We start from the raw sequence: 21,901 nt of genomic DNA on the forward strand, positions 1-21,901 counted from the left end.
AAAATCCAATAACGATGTACCCGAGAGGATCCTCCGTGAGCACTCCTACCCAGCTAAGCTATAAAGATGCAGGTGTTGATATCGACGCAGGCAATGCCCTTGTAGACAATATCAAATCTGCCGTTAAACGTACCCACCGTCCCGAAGTTATGGGTAACCTAGGTGGTTTTGGCGCACTTTGCGAGCTGCCAACTAAGTACAAACATCCAGTTCTTGTGTCTGGCACCGATGGTGTTGGTACCAAGCTTAGACTGGCTATCGATTATCAGAAGCATGACAGCGTCGGCGTCGACCTGGTTGCCATGTGTGTCAACGATCTGATTGTTGCCGGTGCAGAGCCCCTGTTTTTCCTCGACTACTATGCTACTGGCAAGCTAGATGTCGCGACTGCGACCTCGGTCGTTAACGGCATCGCCGAAGGTTGTGCTCAATCGGGTTGCGCCCTGATCGGTGGCGAAACCGCCGAAATGCCTGGCATGTATGAAGGCGAAGACTATGACCTCGCCGGTTTCTGCGTGGGCGTAGTAGAGAAAGAAGATGTGCTCGACGGCTCAAAAGTGGTTGCCGGTGATGCACTGATCGCGCTGGGCTCAAGCGGCCCACACTCAAACGGTTACTCGCTTATCCGTAAGGTACTGGAAGTCAGCAAGGCAGATCCTCAGCAAGACCTTGAAGGTAAGCCGCTGATCGACCACCTGTTGGAACCGACCAAGATTTATGTCAAGCCGCTACTTAAGTTGCTTGAAAAGCATGACGTACACGCTATGGCCCACATCACGGGTGGCGGCTTCTGGGAAAACATCCCACGCGTCCTGCCTGATGATGCTAAGGCCGTCGTAAAAGGCGACTCATGGCAGTGGCCTACCGTATTCAACTGGTTGATGGAAAACGGTAATATCGCCGAATTTGAGATGTACCGTACCTTCAACTGTGGTGTCGGCATGATCATCGCCCTGCCACAGGATCAAGTGGATGCTGCCCTGACCCTACTTAAGGCCGAAGGCGAAAACGCTTGGCTCATCGGTGACATTGCCAGCCGCAATGGCGACGAAGAGCAAGTGGAGATCTGCTAATGCCCAACTGCTGTCGCGTTCTCGTCTTGGTCTCTGGTAATGGCAGCAATCTGCAGGCCATCATCGACAGCTGTGACGATAATCTGGACGCCGAAGTCGTTGGAGTGATCAGCAACAAGCCAGATGCCTATGGTCTGGTGCGCGCCCATCACGGAGAGATCGACACCAGCTGCGTGATCCCCCATCAGGGTGAGGCTCGTGGCGACTATGATCTCCGCCTCAAGGCCGCCATCGACAAGTACCAGCCGGATCTCATTGTGCTGGCAGGCTTCATGCGTATCTTGAGCGATGATTTCGTTAAACAGTTCGAAGGGAAAATGATCAACATTCACCCTTCACTGCTGCCGAAATACACGGGTCTGCATACTCATCAGCGGGCAATCGACGCCGGTGACAGCGAACATGGCGCCAGCGTACACTTTGTGACGCCAGAGCTGGATGCCGGCCCTGTGATCCTGCAGGCGAAGGTACCCGTCTATCCCGAAGACGATGCCAGCACACTGGCACAAAGAGTACATGAGCAGGAACATGCCATCTATCCCCTAGTGGTGAAATGGTTCAGCCAGCAGCGCCTGCGCATGACTGACGGCAAGGCTTATCTTGACGATCAACCGCTTGGCCCTATGGGCTACGCCGCTGACTAATCCGTTAAAGCATTAGCTTAAAACAGACAAAAAAGAGACCCTAGGGTCTCTTTTTTATTGGCGAGCATCTATCTCCGTCACGGCAAAAAAGGCCGTCGCTGACAGCAGTAAAACCCATAGCTAACAGCAGTTAAGCCCACCCAAGACGGCTAATCGCCGCCAAGCCCCTTTTTATTGCTCACCAGGCTAGGGAAGGTGCGAACAAGTCCCATGTGTGCTCTGCGTCGGCTTTACAGGCCTGGATGCAAGGCGTGGTTCGCGGTAAATGGCCCAAGTCCTTTGCAAGAAGCACAACACGGCTATTAGGCCTGTGAAGCACGCCCTTCGGGGCTTTCACAGCAACCGGCTCTCGACGTTATCTGACATTGACAGGCCCCGGCATGCCTTCAGTCAGATGCCTTGAATGCCAATTGCTGTGTAAGCCAGAGTACTACGAAGACCTATTCGCAACTTCCCTAAATAATTCACCAAATTCCATTGTTTTTAAAACACAATTGGTTTTAGATGAAGGCAGTTGACTTTCTGCTAGCAAGATGAGACCTAAGATGAAAAATGTAATTTGTGATATTGATGGTGTACTGCTACATGACAATAAGTTGATCCCTGGCAGCGATAAATTTATCCATCGCATTCTTGAGCAGGGAAATCCACTGGTCATTCTGACCAACTACCCGGTTCAGACGGGTAAAGATCTCCAAAATCGCCTCGGCGCCGCCGGGATCCAGGTACCTGAAGAGTGTTTCTATACCTCGGCCATGGCAACGGCAGACTTTCTCAAGCATCAGACGGGTGACAAGGCCTTCGTCATTGGCGAAGGCGCTCTCACCCACGAGTTATACAAGGCGGGCTTTACCATAACCGACATCAACCCTGATTTCGTCATCGTCGGTGAAACCCGCTCCTACAACTGGGACATGATCCACAAGGCTGCCCAGTTCGTCGCCGCCGGTGCCCGCTTTATCGCCACCAACCCAGACACCCACGGCCCGGCCCACAGCCCGGCCTGTGGTGCCCTGTGCGCCCCCATCGAGCGCATCTGTGGCCGTAAACCATTCTATGTGGGCAAGCCCAGCTCCTGGATCATTCGCAGTGCACTCAACCATATCGGTGGCCACTCAGAAAATACGGTGATCATCGGCGACAACATGCGCACCGACATCCTAGCGGGGTTTCAGGCGGGCCTGGAAACCATTCTGGTCACCAGCGGTGTCAGCCAGGTCAAAGATATCGAGAAAGAGCCCTTCAGACCCAACCATGTGTTTGACTGCGCCGGTGATATAGACGTCATCTAGGCTGATTAGCCAGAGAAATCACTAGCCAAGACGCGCGGCCCAGGCCGCGTGTTTTTTATCCCTTATCAACACAAGATTTGTCCCTCCGAACCCTGATACCATCTGCCTTCCAGCAAACATAAAGCGTAACATTTAATCGTCCCACCTCCCTTGATAATGGGCGGCATCTTATTCATCATGTGAGCGCAATCAATAAATAGATAACAAAAACAAATAGGAAGTCCCATGCGTTTTGCCCTACCCACCTGTGCTCTGGTGCTCCTCAGCGCCTGTAGCCAGCATGCTCCCCAGCTCATTAGCGAGGAGCAAGTTCCTGCATTTAACGAAGCCAGATTCAGGCTGGATATTCAGACCCTCTCCTCGGATAAATTTGAGGGCCGTGCCCCGACGACCCAAGGTGAGAAGCTGACCCTGGATTACCTTAGCAAGGCCTTTGCCGCCGCCGGGCTGGTAGGCGCCAACGATGGCAGCTTCCTGCAACCCGTACCTATGGTGAGCTACACCGCCAGCGAGTCGCAAAACATCACCCTGGGTGACCTGCCGATGCACTACCGTCAGGATATCGTGCTGGGCAGTCGCCACGACAATAAGGGCGTCGAGATCAAAGATGCGCCCCTGGTCTTTGTCGGCTATGGCATCAAGGCGCCCGAATACGATTGGGACGACTACCAAGGACTGGACATGAAGGGCAAGATTGCCCTGATCCTGGTTAACGATCCCGGCTTCGCCCTGCCAGAATCGGGCAAGTTTAACGGCAAGGCGATGACCTATTACGGCCGCTGGAGCTATAAGTTTGAGGAAGCCAGCCGCCAGGGTGCCCTCGGCGCCATCATCATTCATGACACTAAGCCGGCTTCATATCCTTGGTCTGTCGTCGAAAACAGCTGGACCGGCGCGCAGCAAGATCTGGTACTGGATAAGGCCACACAGGACAGCCGCGTACAGGTCGAAGGCTGGATCACCAAAGAGAAGGCCAACGAACTGTTCGACAGCGCGGGCTTGTCCCTGGCGACCTTAAGCGATCGCGCCGCCAGCAGCCCGGTGAATGTCGCACTGCAGAAAAGCGCCAGCATCGCCTTCACCAACAAGGCGGAATATGCCGATAGCTACAACGTCGTCGCGACCCTGCCAGGCCAGGGCGCCAGTGATGAGCAGATCCTCTTTACTGCCCACTGGGATCACATCGGCCTGGACAGTAGCAAACAGGGCGATCAGATCTATAACGGCGCCCTGGACAACGCCTCAGGCACCGCCGGCATCCTAGAGATCGCCCGCCAGTTCGCCACCCAGGCCAAGCAAGGCAAGCCGCTCAAGCGCTCGATCACCTTCGTCGCCACCACAGGCGAAGAGCAGGGATTGTTAGGTTCGCGCTACTACGCCGCCAACCCTCTCTATCCTTTGGACAAGACAGTAGCCGTCTTCAACCTGGACAGCACCAATATCTATGGCCGTACATCGGATTACACTATCGTGGGCAAAGGCAAGTCACAGCTGGAAACCTATCTGGTCGAGGCGGCTAGCGGCCAGCAACGTACCGCAGTAAGCGAAACTCGCCCTGAGTCCGGCGGCTTCTTCCGCTCAGACCATTTCAGCTTCGCCAAGTACGGCGTGCCTGCCGTCTTTGCCGGTGGGGGCAATAATCCCGTCGATGAGGTCACGGCCAAGTACAAAGCCGAGATGAAAGCGCAGATGAAAGGCTGTTACCACAATGTGTGCGATGAGTATCGCGCCGACTGGGATCTCTCAGGCGCCCTGGAAGATCTCGGTGTCTACTATCAGGCCGCTCAGCGCCTGGGTAACAACGGCGACTGGCCCGGCTATTATGCCGGTACCGAATTTCATCAACTTCGCCCGGCCACCACAAAGACCGCAAGCGCCGAATAGGCAGGTTTGGCAAACCACATGACTAGAAAGGCTTCCATCGGAAGCCTTTTTGTTTATTTATCCACCATTAACACCACTTTTTGCCATCTCGACTAAAATCCAGAGCGAGATTCAGATTGAACAATTCCACCCACCAATAGAGGACTAAAAATAGAGATATCATAATTAAAACCACAAACAACAGAATAAAACTCAAAAACACCCCAGCAAAAATCAAACAAACAACACCAAAAACAACCTTTTTGTGATGTTTTGATAATTTTACCGCTTGGCAGATGCAGAAAATGCTGTCAAAGTGGTTGGCAACTGAGATTTATAGCGTTTTCTGGAGCTTTCATTATGTGTTCAATATTTGCGATTCTCGACATCCAAACCGATGCCACGCCGCTACGCCAGGTTGCCCTGGAAATGTCTAAACTGCTGCGCCATCGCGGCCCTGACTGGTCTGGGATCTACGCCAGCGATAAGGCCATTCTGGCCCATGAGCGCCTGGCTATCGTCGATATCGAGCATGGTGCTCAGCCATTGTTGTCCGAAGATGAAAGCCTGATCCTGGCCGTCAACGGCGAGATCTACAACCACAAGGAACTCAAGGCCGAACTGGGTGACAAGTACAGCTACCAGACCAACTCAGACTGTGAGGTGATCCTCGCCCTCTATCAAGAGTACGGTACCGAATTTTTAGATAAGCTCAACGGTATCTTCGCCTTCGTACTCTACGATAAGCGCAGCGACACCTACCTGATTGGCCGGGATCACATGGGCATCATACCTCTCTACACTGGCCATGACGCCGAGGGCAACTTCTATGTCGCCTCAGAGATGAAAGCCTTGATGCCGGTTTGTAAGACGGTCGAGACCTTCAAGCCTGGTCACTATCTAACAAAGGGTGGTGAGACCCACTACTACCAGCGCGACTGGCAATCTTTCGAGGCGGTACAGGACAACACTGCCAGCGTGGATGAACTGCGCGATGCCCTAGAAGCCGCGGTTAAGCGTCAGCTGATGTCAGATGTGCCCTACGGCGTGCTGCTCTCTGGTGGACTGGACAGCTCTGTGGTCTCAGCCATCACCCAGACCTACGCCAAGCGCCGTATCGAAGACGATGGTGCCAGCGATGCCTGGTGGCCGCAGCTGCACTCTTTCGCGGTAGGCCTGACCGACGCACCGGACCTGGCGGCGGCGCAGAAGGTAGCCGATGCCATAGGCACCATACACCATGAGATCACCTTCAGCTTCCAGGAAGGGCTCGACGCGATAAAGGATGTGATCTATCACCTGGAGACTTACGATGTCACCACCATACGTGCGGCAACCCCCATGTATCTGATGGCGCGCAAGATCAAGGCGATGGGGATCAAGATGGTACTGTCTGGCGAAGGCGCCGACGAGCTGTTTGGCGGCTACCTCTATTTCCACAAGGCACCAAACGCCCAAGCCTTCCACGAAGAGTTGGTGCGTAAGTTAGACAAGCTACATCTGTTCGACTGTCTGCGCGCCAACAAGGCGATGGCGGCCTGGGGCCTTGAGGCACGCGTCCCCTTCCTGGATAAAGAGTTTATCGACACGGCGATGCGACTCAACCCTGAGGCCAAAATGTCGAAAGAGGGCCGTATCGAGAAGCATATCCTGCGTCAGGCATTCGAACACAAGCTGCCACAAGAGGTGGCCTGGCGTCAGAAGGAGCAGTTTAGCGATGGTGTCGGCTACTCCTGGATCAATGGCCTAAAAGACCATGCCGCGGCTCAAGTAGACGATCTGCAGCTGGCCAACGCCAAGTTCAGGTTCCCTTACAACACGCCGGAAACCAAGGAAGCCTACTTCTACCGCTGCTTCTTCGAGGAACACTTCCCGCTGCCATCGGCCGCCGAAACCGTACCGGGTGGTAAGTCGGTCGCCTGCTCAACCCCTGAGGCACTGGCCTGGGATGAGAGCCTGCAAGGGATCATCGACCCGTCGGGTCGTGCGGTGCAGTCGGTACATGAGAGTGCTTACTAGGCCCTAGGCACTTGCCGATAGAAAATGCGACAGAAAGTCCAATAAAAAAGAGACCTTAAGGTCTCTTTTTTATTGGCACGCTTTCGTTCACTCGTGTTATACCAATCACAGTAAACATGTGATCAGAAATAGCGCAGAAAAAACGCTTGAAAACAAAGCAGGATTTTTAGATAAGTCGTTATTCTATAATTAAAAATACTAATACAGTTATCGAGCGTTTTAACAGGCTAGAATGATCAATTGTTCATTACGATTGGTATGATTCATGTTGGTAAATCAATAGTGTTCCAGGTGCTGGGTGGCAAACTGCTCGACCGCCTGCATGAAGCGCCCCTCTTCATAGGCCTGAGTGATGATTTCCTGCATCTTATCCATAGGGATCCCCATTTGGTGTCTTTTACTCACGCCAAAATAGACCTGGCGATGCTCCTCATGGCAATAGGGATGTACCCTAAGCTTGTCGTCAAAATCGCGAAAACGCGCCCTCAGGCTCGGCAATACTACCTCGGAGACGATCAGCAGCTCGAAGCGTCCCTTGAGTAGCATGTTGGTTGCCGAGATCACATCGTTGGTCTCCACCTTATTCAGGCGATCATCCTTGTCGAAACGGTCAAAATACTCTGTTTCTCGCGATACGCCGATGGAGAGCGGCCTCAGGTCCTCATAGTCGTTCACACTCGCCAGTTCACGCTGACTGATGAAGACGAATCGGCCGTCATCGCGATAGGGTAGAAAATGGCTATAGGCCGCCCGCTCAGGCTTGGCATATATCCCGGCCACCACATCGGCGCTGCCCTGCTCTAGCATATGCAGACAACGGGCGAAATTGGGGCTGGAGATAAAGGTTAAATGACGCTGCAACAGATGCGCAAACAGCTCGAGCGCGGCGATATTCTCACCGATAGGCTCATGCTCACCCTCAAGAATTTGAAACGGCGGATAGTGATCGACGCAAACCCGCATCGTCTGCTCGTCTTCGGCGTAAACCGGCGGCGCGGCGAGTAAGCCCGCCACCAACATCAAGGCCTTGGTAAGCTGCATTCAAGAATGACTCCTGGGACTCCATCTCCCATTGACCATACTACTCCTGATAAAGACTAGGCTCTTCAGCCATTTAATCGTTTAATCATTTAGCCGTTTAAAATAGTGCTCACGTTCGATATCCAACACCTCCATGGTGATGCTGGATACAGAGGCGCACAACGAAGCGATCTGGCGATCGACACACTGCATCAGATGCTGCTTCTGTTCACCGGTGCGACCGGGCATGATTTTAAGCGTGATATGAATAAAATCGGCCCCTTCGGCCTCACCGACACGGTAATGCTCGGCACAATAGGCCCGAGACTTGATACTGGCAGGCTCAAACAGCTCACTCTCGATAGCGCCACGATGCACCAAGGCCACCAGGGTGTCGATGGCTAGTTGCTGCGCCACAGGCGCACTATATTCAAGGATACAATGAGGCATCTGTTACTCTGACCATACCGCAAACTCGTTACCGTTTGGGTCCTTAAAATGAAAACGACGCCCGCCAGGAAACGAGAAGATCTCCTGAGTGATCAAGGCGCCCGCATCGGCAACCGTGGTCAGACACACCTCTAGCGCCTTGGCATAGATGACGATTAACGGCGTGCCGGAGGCGATATCGAAACTTTTATCCGACAGGAAAAATCCACCAGCAATCCCCGCGTTGGTAAAACAGCTGTATTCGGGGCCATAATCTTCAAACTGCCAGCCGAACACCTTGCCAAAGAATGCCTTGGTCACGGCGATATCCTTCACGGGGATCTCGATATAGTTGATGGTCTGGTCTTGATTCATTGCATTTCCTTGCAGTGACTATCGTTGTTAGGTTTAGCCCATCAATGTGAGCCAAGTCTCGCTTTTTAAATCTACCCCCTATCTAAAAGTAAAGCGAGTGTTAAATCTAGAGGGGCAGCGCCATAGCTCAGATTATAGGCAATAAAAAAGGGAGCCTGGCTCCCTTTTTTATTCGTCTTCAACCTAGCCCAGCAATGCCGCCAGCAGGCCAATGAGACCACCGAAGACACCGCCCCAAACCACCAGCCAGCCTAAGTGCTGTTTGATCATCTGCTGCACTATCTCTTTCACCAGCTGAGGGGTCAGTTCGGCAAGGCGCTGATCCACAATGCTCTTCACCTTGGCTCTGAGATCCGCCAACACGTCGGGCTGCTCTATCTCATTCTTCAGCAGTTCATAGAAATCATCACTCTGGGTCAGCTCGACCAAGGAGGTCTTCATCTTGTTGATGAAAGGCTCTTTGAGTGGCGCTATCGCCTCCGTGCCGCCAAACATGGTCAGCATGCCACCGAATGAGGACTGCTCTACCGTGGTCACCAGGGCGTCGAAGGCAGGCGACATATCCACCTTCTCGATGACAGGCTCCAGATTGATATGAGCCACACTGCCCCCCTGCTGTGACAGGAACTTATCGATATTCTCGTTGGTAAAAAACTGCTCCATCATCAGATGGGCGATGCCCGCCTTAAACTCCTCGAAGCGCGCCGGCACCACGCCGCTGCCATAGAGGCCTGGCACCTTCTCGAATAACATATGGATCGCCAGCCAGTTGGTGACCGCCCCCGACAGGGCAAACAGGCCGATACTAAAAACGATAGCTTGCTGAAAAAGATAGCCGCAGACTACCAACAGGGCAGCCAGTAAATTAGTGATAAGACTCTTATTCACCGATTTATCTCCAAGGATAAGACAAAAAAACGGCGCTATCTTACCACAAGCAAAATCCCTGAAGACAGCCTATTAGTATTGGTTAGCCGCCTGCTCGGCAAACACTGCGCTCGTGTCACATTCATCAATGTAGATGAAGCCGTCGCCGCTGAGGTGTTCGCGGCGCACCGCCATCACATTGGTCTCATCGGCCAGCTCCTTGGCTTTCTCAACCAGACGGGTGGCGATACCTTGATGGCGAAAGGCCTCCTCGACATAGAGGTCGTCAAAATACCAAACGGGCTTGAGCAGGCGCGAAGAAAAGGAGGGGTAGAGCTGAATAAAACCGACGATCTCAAGGGCTACCTGAGCAATGAAGATCACCGAATCATTCTCATGCAGACGAGCCTGTAGGAACTCGCCACTGTCGGCCAAGGCAGACGCTTGCCCCAAGCTCTGACGATAACGGTCAAACAGAGGTGTCAGCAGGTTCAAATCATCTTCAATTGCAATTCGTATCAGCATATTCCGTCCTTGAAATCTGTATTCGCCTAGGATGAGGGGCGACAAATACAGTTACATCCTTATGATTTAGTTGATGTTATCATATCAGGATTAAAATAACAGTCCATTGTTACTCCGACCTAAGTCTACCCTCTGGGACGTTTGCGCAGATCTTTGTACTCGAACGACAGGCTGTGGATACGTTCGATGGGAAATCCATTGAGAAAGGCAATCTCCCGGCTCTCGTTGACCAGGCCCGGCTCGCCGCAAAGAAACAAGTGTTGCTGACGGTCGAATTGGTGACACTTGAGCGCCTCGCTAAAGGGATTGGCATGGATCACCCGCCGCCCCTTGCTCTCACTCTGCCCCGTGATGCAGGCCTGATAGTGAAACTGACGATGTTCCAGCATCATCTTAAGCAGCTTAGGATGCAGATAGAGATCGTTATCATCCCGGGCGCCGACATAGAGGAAGATCTCCCCCTGATGCCCCTGTGCTAGCGCATGCATCAGCATGGCATGGGCCACACCAAGACCACTGCCGAAGGCGACGATGATCAGCTTGGCATCACGATAGGCGCTGCGGTAATAGCGACTCCCCAGCGGTCCCTGCACCAGCAATTTCTCTCCGATCCCCGCATGGTGATACAGCCAGTCGCTGAACTGCCCATTATATTTGCGCCTCACGTGCAGCTCGAGAAAAGGCTCATCCGGCAGACTGGTAGGCGAATAGCTGCGGGTCAGGCCGTCGAAGCGTCGTAAGTTGATGTACTGCCCCGGGTGGTGCTGCAAGGGTTCGTCTAACGCCAGGCGGACGCGTACCACGGCCTCGTTGATAAACTGCTTCTCCTGGATCTTGGCGCCGACAAAAAGATCCTGCGGCAGGATAGACTTGAGACGCAAGGCTGGGGTGGGCTTACACTGACAGGAGCAGAGATAGTGACGCTGCTTGAGCCCAAGCGTCAGACCACGCTGGGCCCCGATCGCCATTTCGCCATCGACATGTTGCAGCAGACAGGTTTTACACACGCCCTTCTTACAGGAATAATTGACCCGCTGACCATGGCGTATCAGGGTGTCTAATACCGACTCACCGGCCTTAGCCTCAAATGCCTGACCGTCGAGGTAAAATGTTGTCATATATGTCGATTTATCTCGTAGAAATTTAAATAAATTTTATGTTTAGCCGTTCATTATCGATAATAAACCTACTAAAATTATAGCGACTGGTTCACAAACGTGCGGATAGGACTCGCCGTCCCCCCTTCTTTGAATCTTTTCAGTTCGTCTACAACGTCATTAAGGTCATTATGTCTTCCGTCCCATCATTTTTTGCTCAACTCGGACAAAAATACAAACAGCTGCCTAAATATCAAAGGTATATTGGTATCTCAATTACCCTGTATTTAACATGGACCCTGTTACTGGGTCTACTGCTTCCTTACCTGTTAACCCAGCAAATTCCTAAGCAGCTGTCGGATCAGATCTTAAGACCCGTCTCCCTCGGGGAGGTCAAGATAAACCCCTTTAGCCTAGAGGTCGAACTCACTGATTTTGCCATCAAGGAGAAGGACGACCAGGCCTTCGTCGGCTTTAAGCGATTGGGACTCAATATCCAGTTTTGGGACTCGCTATTTCAGCAAGGCCTGAGTCTTAGCGACATCACGCTGGAAAATCCCCATGCCGAGGTTAAGCGTCTAAAGAGCGAGCAGGCGCTGAGGTTTAATTTCACCGATATCCTGGAAACGCTGGCGCAAAATAGCCCTCAAGCCGAACCAGAAGTCGAAGGCAATGGCACTATTCCCCATTTTATCCTCAAGAACCTGGCAATCGTCGATGCCAACCTGCATCTGGCCGATGAGATAACACGAGGAGAGGTGAGTTACCCCAAGGTCAACCTCAAGGTTGCCAGCTTCGACTCCCATAATCCCATTGTGGGCACCAGAATTAATGACCAAGACCAACACAATGAGAATGACAGCAAAGCCGACAAGAAAGGCACCAACAGCAATGCGGAGGCTAAGGCAAACCGCTACCACATGGAGTTCCATAGCGACCGTGGCGGTAAAATTGCCCTCAAGGGACAGGTACAGCTCACCCCATTCGAGCTTGTTGGTGATATCAGCCTGAGTCACATCGATCTGCCCCAGCTTTGGGCCTTTGTTGCCGACGCTTTTCATGTCTCCCTGGACAAGGGCTATGTGGATTTCGCCACTGAGTACCGTGTCGCTCAGGAAGGCGACAAGCTAGAGGCCAGCACCAGCGCCGGCGAGCTCAGCTTTAATCAGCTGCAGATCAGCCACGAGCAGCGCGAGCTTATCACCCTTGGGCGTTTTGCCCTCACAGGCATAGAGGCAGATCTGGGCCAACAGCGTGTGGATCTGGCCGCCCTGACCTCGAGCGATCTTACGGTCAACGCCAGACTAGATGATAAGGGCATAGATCTCGCCGCCCTGTTAACCCCTAAGGCAAGTGCTGTTGAAGCGACGTCCTCTGACACAAACGCTACCGAAACAAGCGCTAACCAAACGAGCTCTAACGCAACGAGCACTAGCGAAACCAGTTCCAACGAAACGACAGCCAGCCAGGCCAGCAGTGAACAAGTGGCCGAAGCTGAGATTGAGGTTAATGCTGCTGAGCAGACGGCTGAGCAAGCCGTTGACAGCACTGAGGCGTCAGGCTGGCACGCCAGGCTGGCAAAAATCGAGCTAAGCAACTATCGGCTCAACCTCACCGAGCAGCTCTTTAAAGATGAAAACCTGTGGCAGATTGGCGAGCTTGAGCTGACCACAGGCGCGATAGATGAAAGCCTGAGTCAACCCATCGACTATCAACTGGCGTTAGCCATCAACCAAAGTGCCAAGGTACAAACTCAGGGCCAAATCGACGCCCTTTCCAAGCAGGTCAAAGCCGATGTGTCGCTCAAGGGACTGGGGCTTGGCTGGTTCCAGACCTACCTCGCGCCTTTTGTTAACATCAAAATTGACGATGGCCGTCTCGCCACCCAGGGACAACTCATCGCGGATGCGCAGGGGCAATTGACCTATGAAGGTACACTCCAGGTAGACGATCTTCAGGTCAAAGACCTCAAGGCCAACAAGACACTGGTAGAGTGGCAACAGCTGGATCTCAACCAACTCAGCTTCGATAAACAGGCCAATCGTCTGGCAATCGACCGAGTCACCCTGAACAAGCCATACGGGCGTATACTGATCAACGAAGATCGCACCACCAACTTCCAGGATCTGCTGGTCGCCCAGGCGGCGCCTGAAGAGGCTATGTCTGATCAGGCGAAGCCTGATAAGACTAAGCGAGATAGCGCCAAACCAACGAGCGCCAAAGCGGCAAAGGCTGAACAAACGAGTGACAAGGAAGGCGATGCAGGCAAGTCGATGGCGCTCAGCATCAACAAGATAGTGTTCAAAGATGGCTCAACCTTCTTTGCCGATAATTCGCTCACCCCTAACTTCGCCGCCGGTATAGAGCAACTCGAAGGCAATATCGCCAATCTCTCCTCGAGCAGTGATAAGGCCGCCAGCGTAGACATCAAGGGCAAGATTGACAGATACGCCCCGGTTGTCTTGAAGGGCGAGATCAATCCCCTACTTGAGCAGCCTTACCTGGATCTGGACCTTAGCTTTAAGCATGTGGAGCTGACCTCGGTGAACCCCTATTCAGGCACCTACGCAGGTTACTATATAGACAAGGGGTTGATGTCGCTGGACCTTAAATACCAATTGGAAAACAACCAGTTGGTGGGTGACAACCATCTGGTGGTGGATCAGCTGCAGCTGGGTAAGAAGAGTAATTCTAGCCTGGCGACCTCGCTGCCTGTCACCCTGGCCATCGCCCTGCTACAAGACAGACACGGAGTTATCGACCTTGGCCTGCAGGTCTCTGGCGATCTTAACGAGCCTAGTTTTAGCTTCGGCAGCATCATCGCCACCGCCTTTACCAATGTGATCACTAAGGCTGTTACCGCCCCGTTCAGCCTGTTGGCCGGCCTGCTCGGCTCAGACGATGAGCTGGATAAGGTCGCCTTTACGCCAGGCTTGGCGATACTCCCTGACGAGAGTCAGACACTACTGAGCAAGCTGGCCAAGGGACTAGCCGACAGGCCCAAGCTCACCGTCAGCGCCAAGGGCGCCGTGGATCTCATCAACGACAGTCAGGCCTTAATGACGGCCAAGCTGCATCAGGCGCTGGTCGTTGAGGCGCAGCTCGATGATGCCAAGTTTACCGAGGCGCAACTGCCAAAGGGGCTCACGGCCAGTACCTTCCCCACCACGGGTATATTATCTGATGCGCTAAAGGCCCTGTACCAGAAGACGCTGCAAAAAGATCCAGACGAAGTACTCAAGGAGATCAAACAGCAACAGGCGCAGCAGGAAATAAGCCAAGAGGAGTTACAAACCCGCTGGCATATTGCGCTATATAACTACCTGGTCTCGGCGCAGCAGCTTGACGATAACGCCCTGGGTCAGTTGGCGCAGCAACGAGCGCTGGCGGTGAAGCAATATCTGATCGAACAGGCCAACATCGAAGCGGGCCGGGTATTCGTGCTCGACAGTCAGGCGGCCCTCGACACCAGTGCATCTCAGGCACTACTGACCCTGAGCGCCGAATAACCGCGAATAACCCCAAGTCATTTAAGTAAGATAAAAACGGTTAAGCCCAGGCTTAGCCGTTTTTTCTCTACATGCTACTCATGCAGAAGGCTAAACACCTGGACAAATATAGCGATGAGAATATAGGGAAAGGTCTCAGTTTGCGACAAGGCTTTGATCTCCATCACGCTTGCGTTAGAATCCGCCCCATCAAAATTTTCTAGGAGTCGTTAATGTTTATTGTTCGCTGGGTATTAGGCCGCATTATCCTGTTTCTGAATTTTGTTTTTACCCCTAAGAAGCGTCAGCGTCCGCTAGCGGAGCAGGCAAGAGTGGACGAGCAGACACAAGGACTTGCGCTATACCAATACGCGGCCTGTCCCTTCTGTGTAAAGGTGCGCCGCGCCATTCGTCGCCAGGGGCTGAATATCGTCACGGTCGATGCCAAGCAGGACGAGCATCAACAGACCCTAGTACAGCAAGGTGGCCTGGCTAAGGTGCCTTGCCTGCGTATCGAAGAGGCCGGAGAGACTCAGTGGATGTATGAATCCTCGGATATCATAGACTATCTCAATAAGCGTTTCGCCTAAGCTTATGCTTAAGCACCGCGGGCACCCTAGGGTGCCCTTTTTATTGGCTGGCTCAAGGCGCTACAGATGGGGCAACATCCCCTTGAGCACTATGTCGTGATAGGTCACCACCCCTAAGATCTTACCCGCCTCGATCACCGGCGCCTTGTTGATGCCGAAGCGTTCGAACAATCTGGCGGTATAACGAATGTCCATGTCGGCGTGTACCGACAGCACAGGTTTAATCATGATCTCATAGACATTGACCCGCTCTGGCGACTTATCTTTGGCCAACACCTTGCGGGCGATATCGCTCATCAGCACCATGCCGTATTCATCGTGTTCATGACGCTTGTTCACCAGCAACATGCTGACATCGTTGCCCACCGCCAGCTTGATCGCCTCGGCCACGGTATGCAGACCATCGACCATCACATAGCTGTCTTTCATGACGTCGCTGTTCTTAATTAGCCTGCTTGGTTTCATAATTGATCCTCAATCTCTTTGCTGAGTTTTTCCACCTGATGGGCGACACCGACGGCGTCCTCCACATCTATCTGTATGGCAATCCCCTGCCCAGGGTTCGTCTCAAACTCCCCTACCCGACAAATGGTTTCCAAGATGCTGCGGCTCATGTGCTCCTCTACCAACCAGAGGATCACGTCCCGCTGTATATCCAGACCCAGGCCCATGAAGGTCTTCTTCTTCTCCAGCCCTTCACCGCGGGCATGATTAATGACTGTCGCTCCCGTGGCGCCCGCCTCTCTCGCCGCATCGAGCACGGTATCGGTACAAGTTTCATCGACGAAGGCGACGATAAGTTTAAAGCGCATGGTCTCGCTCCTTAGCGGATTTTCGCTGACTTAAGAATTCGACTAACTGGGCGTAGCCCATCACAGTGATCATAGGAAACAGGCTGGCAAAGGCAATCAGGCCGAAGCCATCGATAAGCGGGTCGCGCCCCGCCACATTGGTGGCTAGCCCCAGGCCAAGCGCCGCCACCAGCGGCACGGTCACTGTCGAGGTAGTCACCCCGCCCGAATCGTAGGCCAGAGGCACTATCATCTTAGGGGCATAATAGGTCTGAATCACCACCAGCACATAACCCGCCATGATGTAGTAATGAATGGGATCGCCCACCACGATGCGAAAACAGCCGAGGGCTATCCCCATGGCCACGCCGATAGCCACAGAGATCCTGAGTCCCTGTATGCCGATGGCGCCACCCGAGACCTCGTTGGCCTTGATCGCCACGGCGATGAGTGAGGGCTCGGCAATCGTGGTACTAAAACCAATAGCCGCGGCAAACAGGTAGACCCAGAAATAGTCTTGCCAGATAAAAGGCGTATCGCCGCCCTCAGGGTGGAGAAAATCGGGCGAGGTCAGCTGGCTGGCCATGCTTTGCCCTATGGGAAACAGCGCCAGTCGAGCCCCACCAAGAACAGGCTGAGCCCTATGATCACATAGACAAATCCCAGCAGCACCCGGCGCCAATTGGCAACCGCCCGCTTGAGTACCCCAAGCTGAAAGCCGAATAAGATGACGGCTATCGGCACCACATCCCGGGCCGTCAACATCAGGGTATTTAACATCTCGCTCAGATAAGTCATCACAACACCCACATGCCGTAGAGTAAAACGAAGATCATCGGCGTCAGGCTGGCAAAGGCGATCAGCCCAAAGCCATCCAACATGGGATTACGCCCCTTAATCACACTGGCCAAACCGACCCCCAGGGCGGTCACCAAGGGGACGGTAATGGTCGAGGTGGTCACGCCACCAGAATCATAGGCGATACCTATGATGTTCTCTGGCGCAAAGGCGGTTAACACCATGACACACACATAGCCACCTATGATTAAATAATGAATAGGCCAGCCCTTGAGAATACGGATCACCCCGAGCAGAATCGCCAGCCCCACCGAGATGGCCACCGTCAGCCTGAGCCCCATGGCATAGCGCTCCATGGCATCACTGCTCGACGCTATGGCGCCGGCATTAGCCGCCACCTCGGCGGCCTCATTCGCTACTGCCGTCAAGGCGGGCTCCGCCAGTGTGGTGCCGAAACCCAGCGAGAAGGAGAAAACAACTAACCAGAAAACGCTGCCCTTACGCGCCAGCGCCTGAGCCAGAGACTCACCAATGGGAAACAGGCCCATCTCGAGCCCAAAGACAAAGAAGGTCAAACCGAAGACGATAAATACCAGCCCGAGGAGGATCTCGGCCAGATTAGCCGGAGCCTGATGCAGCACGAAGATCTCGAAGAAGGCCACCACACAGATGATGGGCACCAGATCCCGAAAACTGCCGAGTAATGAACGAAACAGGCTGATCAAGGCCGACATGCAAACTCCTTAGCGCAGGGGATCTCCTAACACATTTCCCCTTACCTTGAGTGTGCCAAGACGCTAACAAATAACAACAATTTTCTCACATCTCACCCTATTTACGTGAGCCAGTTCAAGTTACTCAGCCAAAGTCAATTTAGGTAAAGTCATGTAACCTGGGGTGATCTCCCCTGGCAATTGGGTTATGCTCGGCCTGTCACAAATGCTAACCTTCGACTAAAAATAAAGATAATAAGATGCCGATGCCTTCCCCACTACTTACCACCACTGTGCTTCTCACCGCTATGCTTAGCCTTGTCGGCTGCGCCAGCAAACGCGATGTCGATGATTTTAAGGTTCGTGTAGAAGATACCTTCCAGACCTCAATCAAGGGCGACGGCATCAAGCTGTTTACCTACAAGGTGAAGTACGCCGAGCTGCCCACCCTAGAACAGCCACACATGCAGCGAGTACGTCAGATAGAGAAGATGAAACGCTCGGGGAGCAAGAAACGCTCCATCTATGAGCCAGATCTGAGGCGTTGGACCGAGCAGATAGAACTTGGCCTGGAGAAGACCATCACCATGACAGGCTACTGCCGCGAAGGCTATCTGGAACTGAGCCGTATCATAGAGGTGGGACGCGGAGAGATCCGCGGCGAGTGCAACGATGGCGCCACCGACGCCGATATCAGCAAATTCGCCGACAAGGGCTAAAAACCTGCCAGAAAAGGGGCAGAGTTCATCCGCAAGCGCTCAAGGCTTAAAGCATCCGTGAGCCAAGAAATGCGCCGTCTGGGCAATCACCCTGGCGTTATTCATCATGAAGGGATGAGTTACCGCCAGGCTGATATGATCCCTCATCCCCTTGAGCCGAGTGCGCGCCACGGTGACCTTGCCATCGTTGGGGCCAGGCAATAGGGTCGAGAGCAGCAGGTTAACGCTGCGATTGCCGGCAATCACCCCAAGGTCAAAATCAGCCTTACCGAGACGATTCGGCACGCTGCACGCTTCTGTGCCCAGTTGCATCCCCGCAGGACCATTAACCAGCCTAAACCCTGGCATCTTCCTCAGGCGATCCACCACCTCACTGCCGCCATTCGGAGGGCCAAGCATCACCACCCGGCCAAGGGCTGGCAAGGCATGTTGACTCAGGTACTGGCGCACCAGGATGCCGCCCATAGAGTGAGTGACAAAGTGAATTTTATCTCCACGGCACGCTGACAGCGCCTTGTCGATATGCTCACCGGCCAGCGTCTCGATATCAAACTGAGTCGAGGGATAGCCCATATTCACGCATTGGTAACCCTTGGCCGACAGAGCATTCGCCATCTTCTCCATCGAGGCCCTGCTGCGCGCCAGGCCATGAAGCAAGACTACAGATTCATTAAGCGGCTGCATAGTAAAGCGACTCCTTCTCTTCCTTGCCAAGACGGCGCCTACATCGCTGACCTACAGCAAACGATATTCGATAAGATACAAGGTTTTAATCTCGCCATATATCTCGGTGATCACCGCCTTTAACTGCGCCAGCGTCATGTTCTCTTGCGCGGCATGGCGCTGGTTTAAGGCATCGAAGGCGAGCTCTTCGACCCGCACCACCTGAATATCACAAAAATGCCTGTCGGTTTCGAAGGTCGATACCGACAGACGATCGCCGACGCGAAAGTGCGACTCGCTCTCATCCCTCAAGGTGATGGTTTTAGCGCCACTTAAAATATCGGCCTCAAAGCGCTCAAAGAAGGTGATCTTGGCATCACAGCTTATACGACTCATAATTCCTCTATCTCAACACTCGCCTATAGCCCCAGCGTGCGGATTAGGTTAAAATCCGCCCCCGGTTTGGGTTACCCGACGGGCAACCCCGTAAAGTCCACATATTATCTGAATCAAACACCTGGGTGGAAGTATGAACAAGAAACAAAAGATGCTGAAGAAGACGGCAAAGCGCGCCAAAGCCCGTCACAACAAACATACGCCGCCGACAGTAAAGAAATATATCTCAAAAGGCGATCGCGCCAAGATGCTGGCCCAGGAGCAGGCCGAAGCCGCCGCCAAGGCTAATGCCGCCGAGAAGGCCGCTAAGTCTGAGGACGAGCAAGACGTGACAGCTGAGAACGTCGAACAACAAGAGGCTTCAGAGCAGCAAGGCTAAGGCTTACGCCTTTTGGCTAATGCATTTAATGGCTAATGCCTAAATGCTAATGGCTATTGCCAATAACTAATGCCTCTACCAAGCGGCGCCAGTAGGGCGCCGTTTTTTCCTCTATCGCTTTCATAGCAGTTCTAACCATCCCTTGTGTAAAAAAGACAGTTAGTCGCGCCCCTGACCTGTAACCAATTCACTCACCCGGCTGCTCTCCTCAGAATCTTGCTCCTCACTGATCTGCGCCATCTGGGCACAGGAGGATGACAGTGGATTGGTGCTGCTGGGGCTTAGCTCCTCATCGAGCGCCTCCTGGCTAACCGCTAGCGCCGCATTGGCATGCACCTTGTCAACCAAGCGATAGGCAGTTAATACACCCAGCACGCCGAAGAGGATAGCCCCTAGCACCTGACCGATTAGCACGCCTTCTACGCCCCCCAGCTGGCCGCCATAATAGACGAAGGGAATGGTACCCAGGGTCGCCTTACCCACGTTAAACAGGGTCGAGTACTTGGCCTTACCCAGATTATTAAAGGAGGCGTTGGCGACAAACAAGGCCCCGGAGAACACAAAGAAGACGGCAATGTAGCGGCAGAAGAAGCGGATCAACTCGGCGCTCTCCCCCTGCATGGCAAAAAGTTGCACTATCTGCTCCTGCAGCAGCATCAACAGCAGCGAGACAGATACCACATACAGGGCGCAAAATTGCAGCGCCTTGGTCAGACTCTGCTTCACCCGATCAAATTCCCGCGCACCAAAGTTCTGCCCGACGATAGGGCCTATGGCGCCGCTGAGGGCGAAGATCATGCCAAAGGCCACGGGCGTCAGCCTGCCCAGCACGGCCCAGGCCGCTACATAACTATCGCCAAATTCGGCGATGGCTCGGGTCACCACGGCATTGCCTATCGGCGTGGCGATGTTGGTCATCATCGCGGGTCCCGCGATGGCAAAAATGGGCTTAATGTCTTCCTTGAAGGCGGTGAGATCGAAACGGCCAAACAGCTTATGCTTGACCACCACGCCCCTCGCGGCCACCAGCAGTACAGCCAGTCGTGCCAGCACGGAGGCCAGCGCCGCGCCCTCTATCCCCATGGCGAGCAGGAAGATGAAGATAGGATCGAACACCAGATTGACGCCGCCCCCGGTCAGGGTCGACATCATGGAGAGCTTGGCGTCACCCACCGCCCTGAGCGCCGCCCCCAGGGCCATCGCCAGACAGATGATGGGCATTGAGGGCACGAGAATATAGAGGTAACCCGCGGCCAGTTCACCGGTGCGGCCGGTTGCTCCCACCAGGGTAAGCAGCTCGGGGATAAAGCAGGTGACGATTAAGGCGACCAGTGAGGCCACCAGCACAGTCACCACGGCGCTATTGAGCAGCAAGCGTTTGGCCAGCTCAAACTCTTTGGCCCCCACGGCGCGAGAAACCAGGGCGCCGAGGGCGATAGAGAGCCCTATGCCGATGGAGGTGGTGAAGAAAGAGATGGTGCCCGCGTATCCTACCGCCGCGGCCAGTTCCTGCTCCCCCAGCAGACTGAGGAAGAAGATATCGATCAAATCCACCACAAACAAGGCCGAGATGCCAATGGCGGCGGTCGAGCTCATCACCCAAATATGGCGCATGATAGAGCCCTGAACAAACTTAGCCGTGGTCATAACGTCCTCTCATTACTGGTTTTTCTATTTCTGGCTGCGCTAACGCTAAGCGCGCGCATTCTTAATAGGCTCACAAACACTAGGGCCTGTTGATCTTTCAAGTTTAATTTTTGTTCAATCTAAACGCGTTTTGCGCGAGGCGAGAGCCATGAAGCATAGTTACTCTATGTGAATGGCGAACAACAAAGAAATCGTCTGGAACGATTTCTAACAGCGTCGCTGACCGCCTGCGGTGAAAGGCAGGAAGCCTTGCATAAAGTGCAGCGCGCGTTTAGATGAACCCGTTGGGCAGCGTTTGTAGGCCATTTCTACGGCGTTATCGCCAATTTGTGTAGGATACTACACAACACAGGCTCTGCCTTGTATAAATCACCTTCAAACTGCTGCAAAAACAAACGGCAAAGGTCAACAGGCCCTAGGGCCTGTTGACCTTTTGAGAACAAATTTTGTTCTAATTGAGCACGTTCAAATCGCGGCATGAGGCTTGGAGTATAGTTATTCTATATAAAAGCC

At 53.5% G+C, this 21,901-nt stretch carries 21 protein-coding genes and 1 pseudogene; 9 read left to right on the forward strand and 13 right to left on the reverse strand.

Features of this window, described 5'->3' with window-relative positions; translation table 11 throughout:
- Positions 1–35: 35 nt before the first annotated feature.
- The 5 genes from purM (at position 36) to asnB (ending at position 6,891) form a co-directional block, all read left to right on the forward strand.
- Positions 36–1,073, forward strand: coding sequence for a phosphoribosylformylglycinamidine cyclo-ligase (gene purM, locus DB48_RS18630; RefSeq protein ID WP_041511694.1), 1,038 nt, complete (start codon positions 36–38; stop codon positions 1,071–1,073).
- Entirely contained in the window at positions 1,073–1,717 is a 645-nt protein-coding gene (purN, locus tag DB48_RS18635) for a phosphoribosylglycinamide formyltransferase (RefSeq protein ID WP_041511695.1), read from the forward strand. The genes purM and purN overlap by 1 nt, the downstream gene beginning before the upstream one ends.
- Before the next feature lie 545 nt (positions 1,718–2,262).
- Entirely contained in the window at positions 2,263–3,009 is a 747-nt protein-coding gene (locus tag DB48_RS18640) for an HAD-IIA family hydrolase (RefSeq protein WP_041511696.1), read from the forward strand.
- A 225-nt stretch (positions 3,010–3,234) separates the two neighbouring features.
- Complete coding sequence (locus DB48_RS18645) at positions 3,235–4,893, forward strand: M28 family metallopeptidase (RefSeq protein WP_041511697.1); 1,659 nt, start codon at positions 3,235–3,237, stop codon at positions 4,891–4,893.
- 339 nt (positions 4,894–5,232) lie between these two features.
- Positions 5,233–6,891 (forward strand): asparagine synthase B, encoded by a 1,659-nt coding sequence (gene asnB / locus DB48_RS18650; RefSeq protein WP_041511698.1) that lies wholly within the window; start codon positions 5,233–5,235, stop codon positions 6,889–6,891.
- 276 nt (positions 6,892–7,167) lie between these two features.
- Here the strand turns inward: asnB and DB48_RS18655 are convergent, their stop codons facing one another.
- From DB48_RS18655 to DB48_RS18680, 6 genes are all read right to left on the reverse strand, one after another.
- The gene (locus tag DB48_RS18655; protein WP_041511699.1) at positions 7,168–7,932 is read right to left on the reverse strand and encodes a substrate-binding periplasmic protein; all 765 of its coding nucleotides are present in this window, start codon (positions 7,930–7,932) and stop codon (positions 7,168–7,170) included.
- A gap of 81 nt (positions 7,933–8,013) precedes the next feature.
- Positions 8,014–8,361, reverse strand: a complete 348-nt coding sequence (locus DB48_RS18660; protein ID WP_041511700.1) for a 5-carboxymethyl-2-hydroxymuconate Delta-isomerase — start codon at positions 8,359–8,361, stop codon at positions 8,014–8,016.
- 3 nt (positions 8,362–8,364) lie between these two features.
- Complete coding sequence (locus DB48_RS18665) at positions 8,365–8,715, reverse strand: VOC family protein (protein ID WP_041511701.1); 351 nt, start codon at positions 8,713–8,715, stop codon at positions 8,365–8,367.
- A 183-nt stretch (positions 8,716–8,898) separates the two neighbouring features.
- A complete protein-coding gene (locus tag DB48_RS18670) occupies positions 8,899–9,603 on the reverse strand; it encodes a hypothetical protein (protein ID WP_041511702.1) in 705 nt (234 codons plus the stop codon).
- 72 nt (positions 9,604–9,675) lie between these two features.
- Positions 9,676–10,107, reverse strand: a complete 432-nt coding sequence (locus tag DB48_RS18675) for a GNAT family N-acetyltransferase (protein ID WP_041511703.1) — start codon at positions 10,105–10,107, stop codon at positions 9,676–9,678.
- A 125-nt stretch (positions 10,108–10,232) separates the two neighbouring features.
- Positions 10,233–11,225 carry an FAD-binding oxidoreductase gene (locus DB48_RS18680; protein WP_041511704.1) on the reverse strand — a complete coding sequence of 331 codons (993 nt, stop codon included), beginning with the start codon at positions 11,223–11,225 and terminating at the stop codon, positions 10,233–10,235.
- Positions 11,226–11,395: 170 nt separating this feature from the next.
- On the opposite strand from DB48_RS18680, the gene DB48_RS18685 reads away from it, so the two are divergent.
- The gene (locus DB48_RS18685) at positions 11,396–14,713 is read left to right on the forward strand and encodes a DUF748 domain-containing protein (protein WP_041511705.1); all 3,318 of its coding nucleotides are present in this window, start codon (positions 11,396–11,398) and stop codon (positions 14,711–14,713) included.
- A 212-nt stretch (positions 14,714–14,925) separates the two neighbouring features.
- A complete protein-coding gene (locus DB48_RS18690; RefSeq protein WP_041511706.1) occupies positions 14,926–15,282 on the forward strand; it encodes a glutathione S-transferase N-terminal domain-containing protein in 357 nt (118 codons plus the stop codon).
- 60 nt (positions 15,283–15,342) lie between these two features.
- On the opposite strand, the gene DB48_RS18695 is transcribed toward DB48_RS18690, so the two are convergent.
- The 4 genes and pseudogenes from DB48_RS18695 to DB48_RS18710 form a co-directional block, all read right to left on the reverse strand.
- Positions 15,343–15,747: a CBS domain-containing protein gene (locus DB48_RS18695; RefSeq protein WP_041511707.1), complete on the reverse strand. Its 405-nt coding sequence runs from the start codon at positions 15,745–15,747 to the stop codon at positions 15,343–15,345.
- Entirely contained in the window at positions 15,744–16,094 is a 351-nt protein-coding gene (locus DB48_RS18700) for a P-II family nitrogen regulator (RefSeq protein WP_041511708.1), read from the reverse strand. Before DB48_RS18700 ends, DB48_RS18695 begins: the two co-directional genes overlap by 4 nt.
- Positions 16,084–16,871: pseudogene (locus DB48_RS18705) on the reverse strand (DUF1538 domain-containing protein). The gene DB48_RS18700 and the pseudogene DB48_RS18705 overlap by 11 nt, the downstream one beginning before the upstream one ends.
- Positions 16,871–17,605, reverse strand: coding sequence for a DUF1538 domain-containing protein (locus DB48_RS18710; RefSeq protein ID WP_041511709.1), 735 nt, complete (start codon positions 17,603–17,605; stop codon positions 16,871–16,873). The pseudogene DB48_RS18705 and the gene DB48_RS18710 overlap by 1 nt, the downstream one beginning before the upstream one ends.
- 239 nt (positions 17,606–17,844) lie before the next feature.
- On the opposite strand from DB48_RS18710, the gene DB48_RS18715 reads away from it, so the two are divergent.
- Positions 17,845–18,303, forward strand: coding sequence for a hypothetical protein (locus DB48_RS18715; protein ID WP_052813867.1), 459 nt, complete (start codon positions 17,845–17,847; stop codon positions 18,301–18,303).
- A gap of 39 nt (positions 18,304–18,342) precedes the next feature.
- Here DB48_RS18715 and DB48_RS18720 read toward each other — a convergent pair whose 3' ends face one another.
- A complete protein-coding gene (locus DB48_RS18720; RefSeq protein ID WP_041511710.1) occupies positions 18,343–18,987 on the reverse strand; it encodes an esterase/lipase family protein in 645 nt (214 codons plus the stop codon).
- A gap of 51 nt (positions 18,988–19,038) precedes the next feature.
- Complete coding sequence (gene yqfB / locus DB48_RS18725) at positions 19,039–19,362, reverse strand: N(4)-acetylcytidine aminohydrolase (protein WP_041511711.1); 324 nt, start codon at positions 19,360–19,362, stop codon at positions 19,039–19,041.
- 133 nt (positions 19,363–19,495) lie between these two features.
- Between yqfB and DB48_RS18730 the strand changes: the two genes are divergently transcribed.
- Positions 19,496–19,741, forward strand: coding sequence for a DUF2986 domain-containing protein (locus tag DB48_RS18730; protein WP_041511712.1), 246 nt, complete (start codon positions 19,496–19,498; stop codon positions 19,739–19,741).
- Between the two features lie 159 nt (positions 19,742–19,900).
- Here the strand turns inward: DB48_RS18730 and DB48_RS18735 are convergent, their stop codons facing one another.
- On the reverse strand, positions 19,901–21,388 hold the full coding sequence (locus DB48_RS18735; RefSeq protein ID WP_041511713.1) for an MATE family efflux transporter: 1,488 nt from the start codon (positions 21,386–21,388) through the stop codon (positions 19,901–19,903).
- Positions 21,389–21,901: the final 513 nt, after the last annotated feature.

Source organism: Shewanella sp. cp20 (assembly GCF_000832025.1).
GTDB lineage: Bacteria > Pseudomonadota > Gammaproteobacteria > Enterobacterales > Shewanellaceae > Shewanella.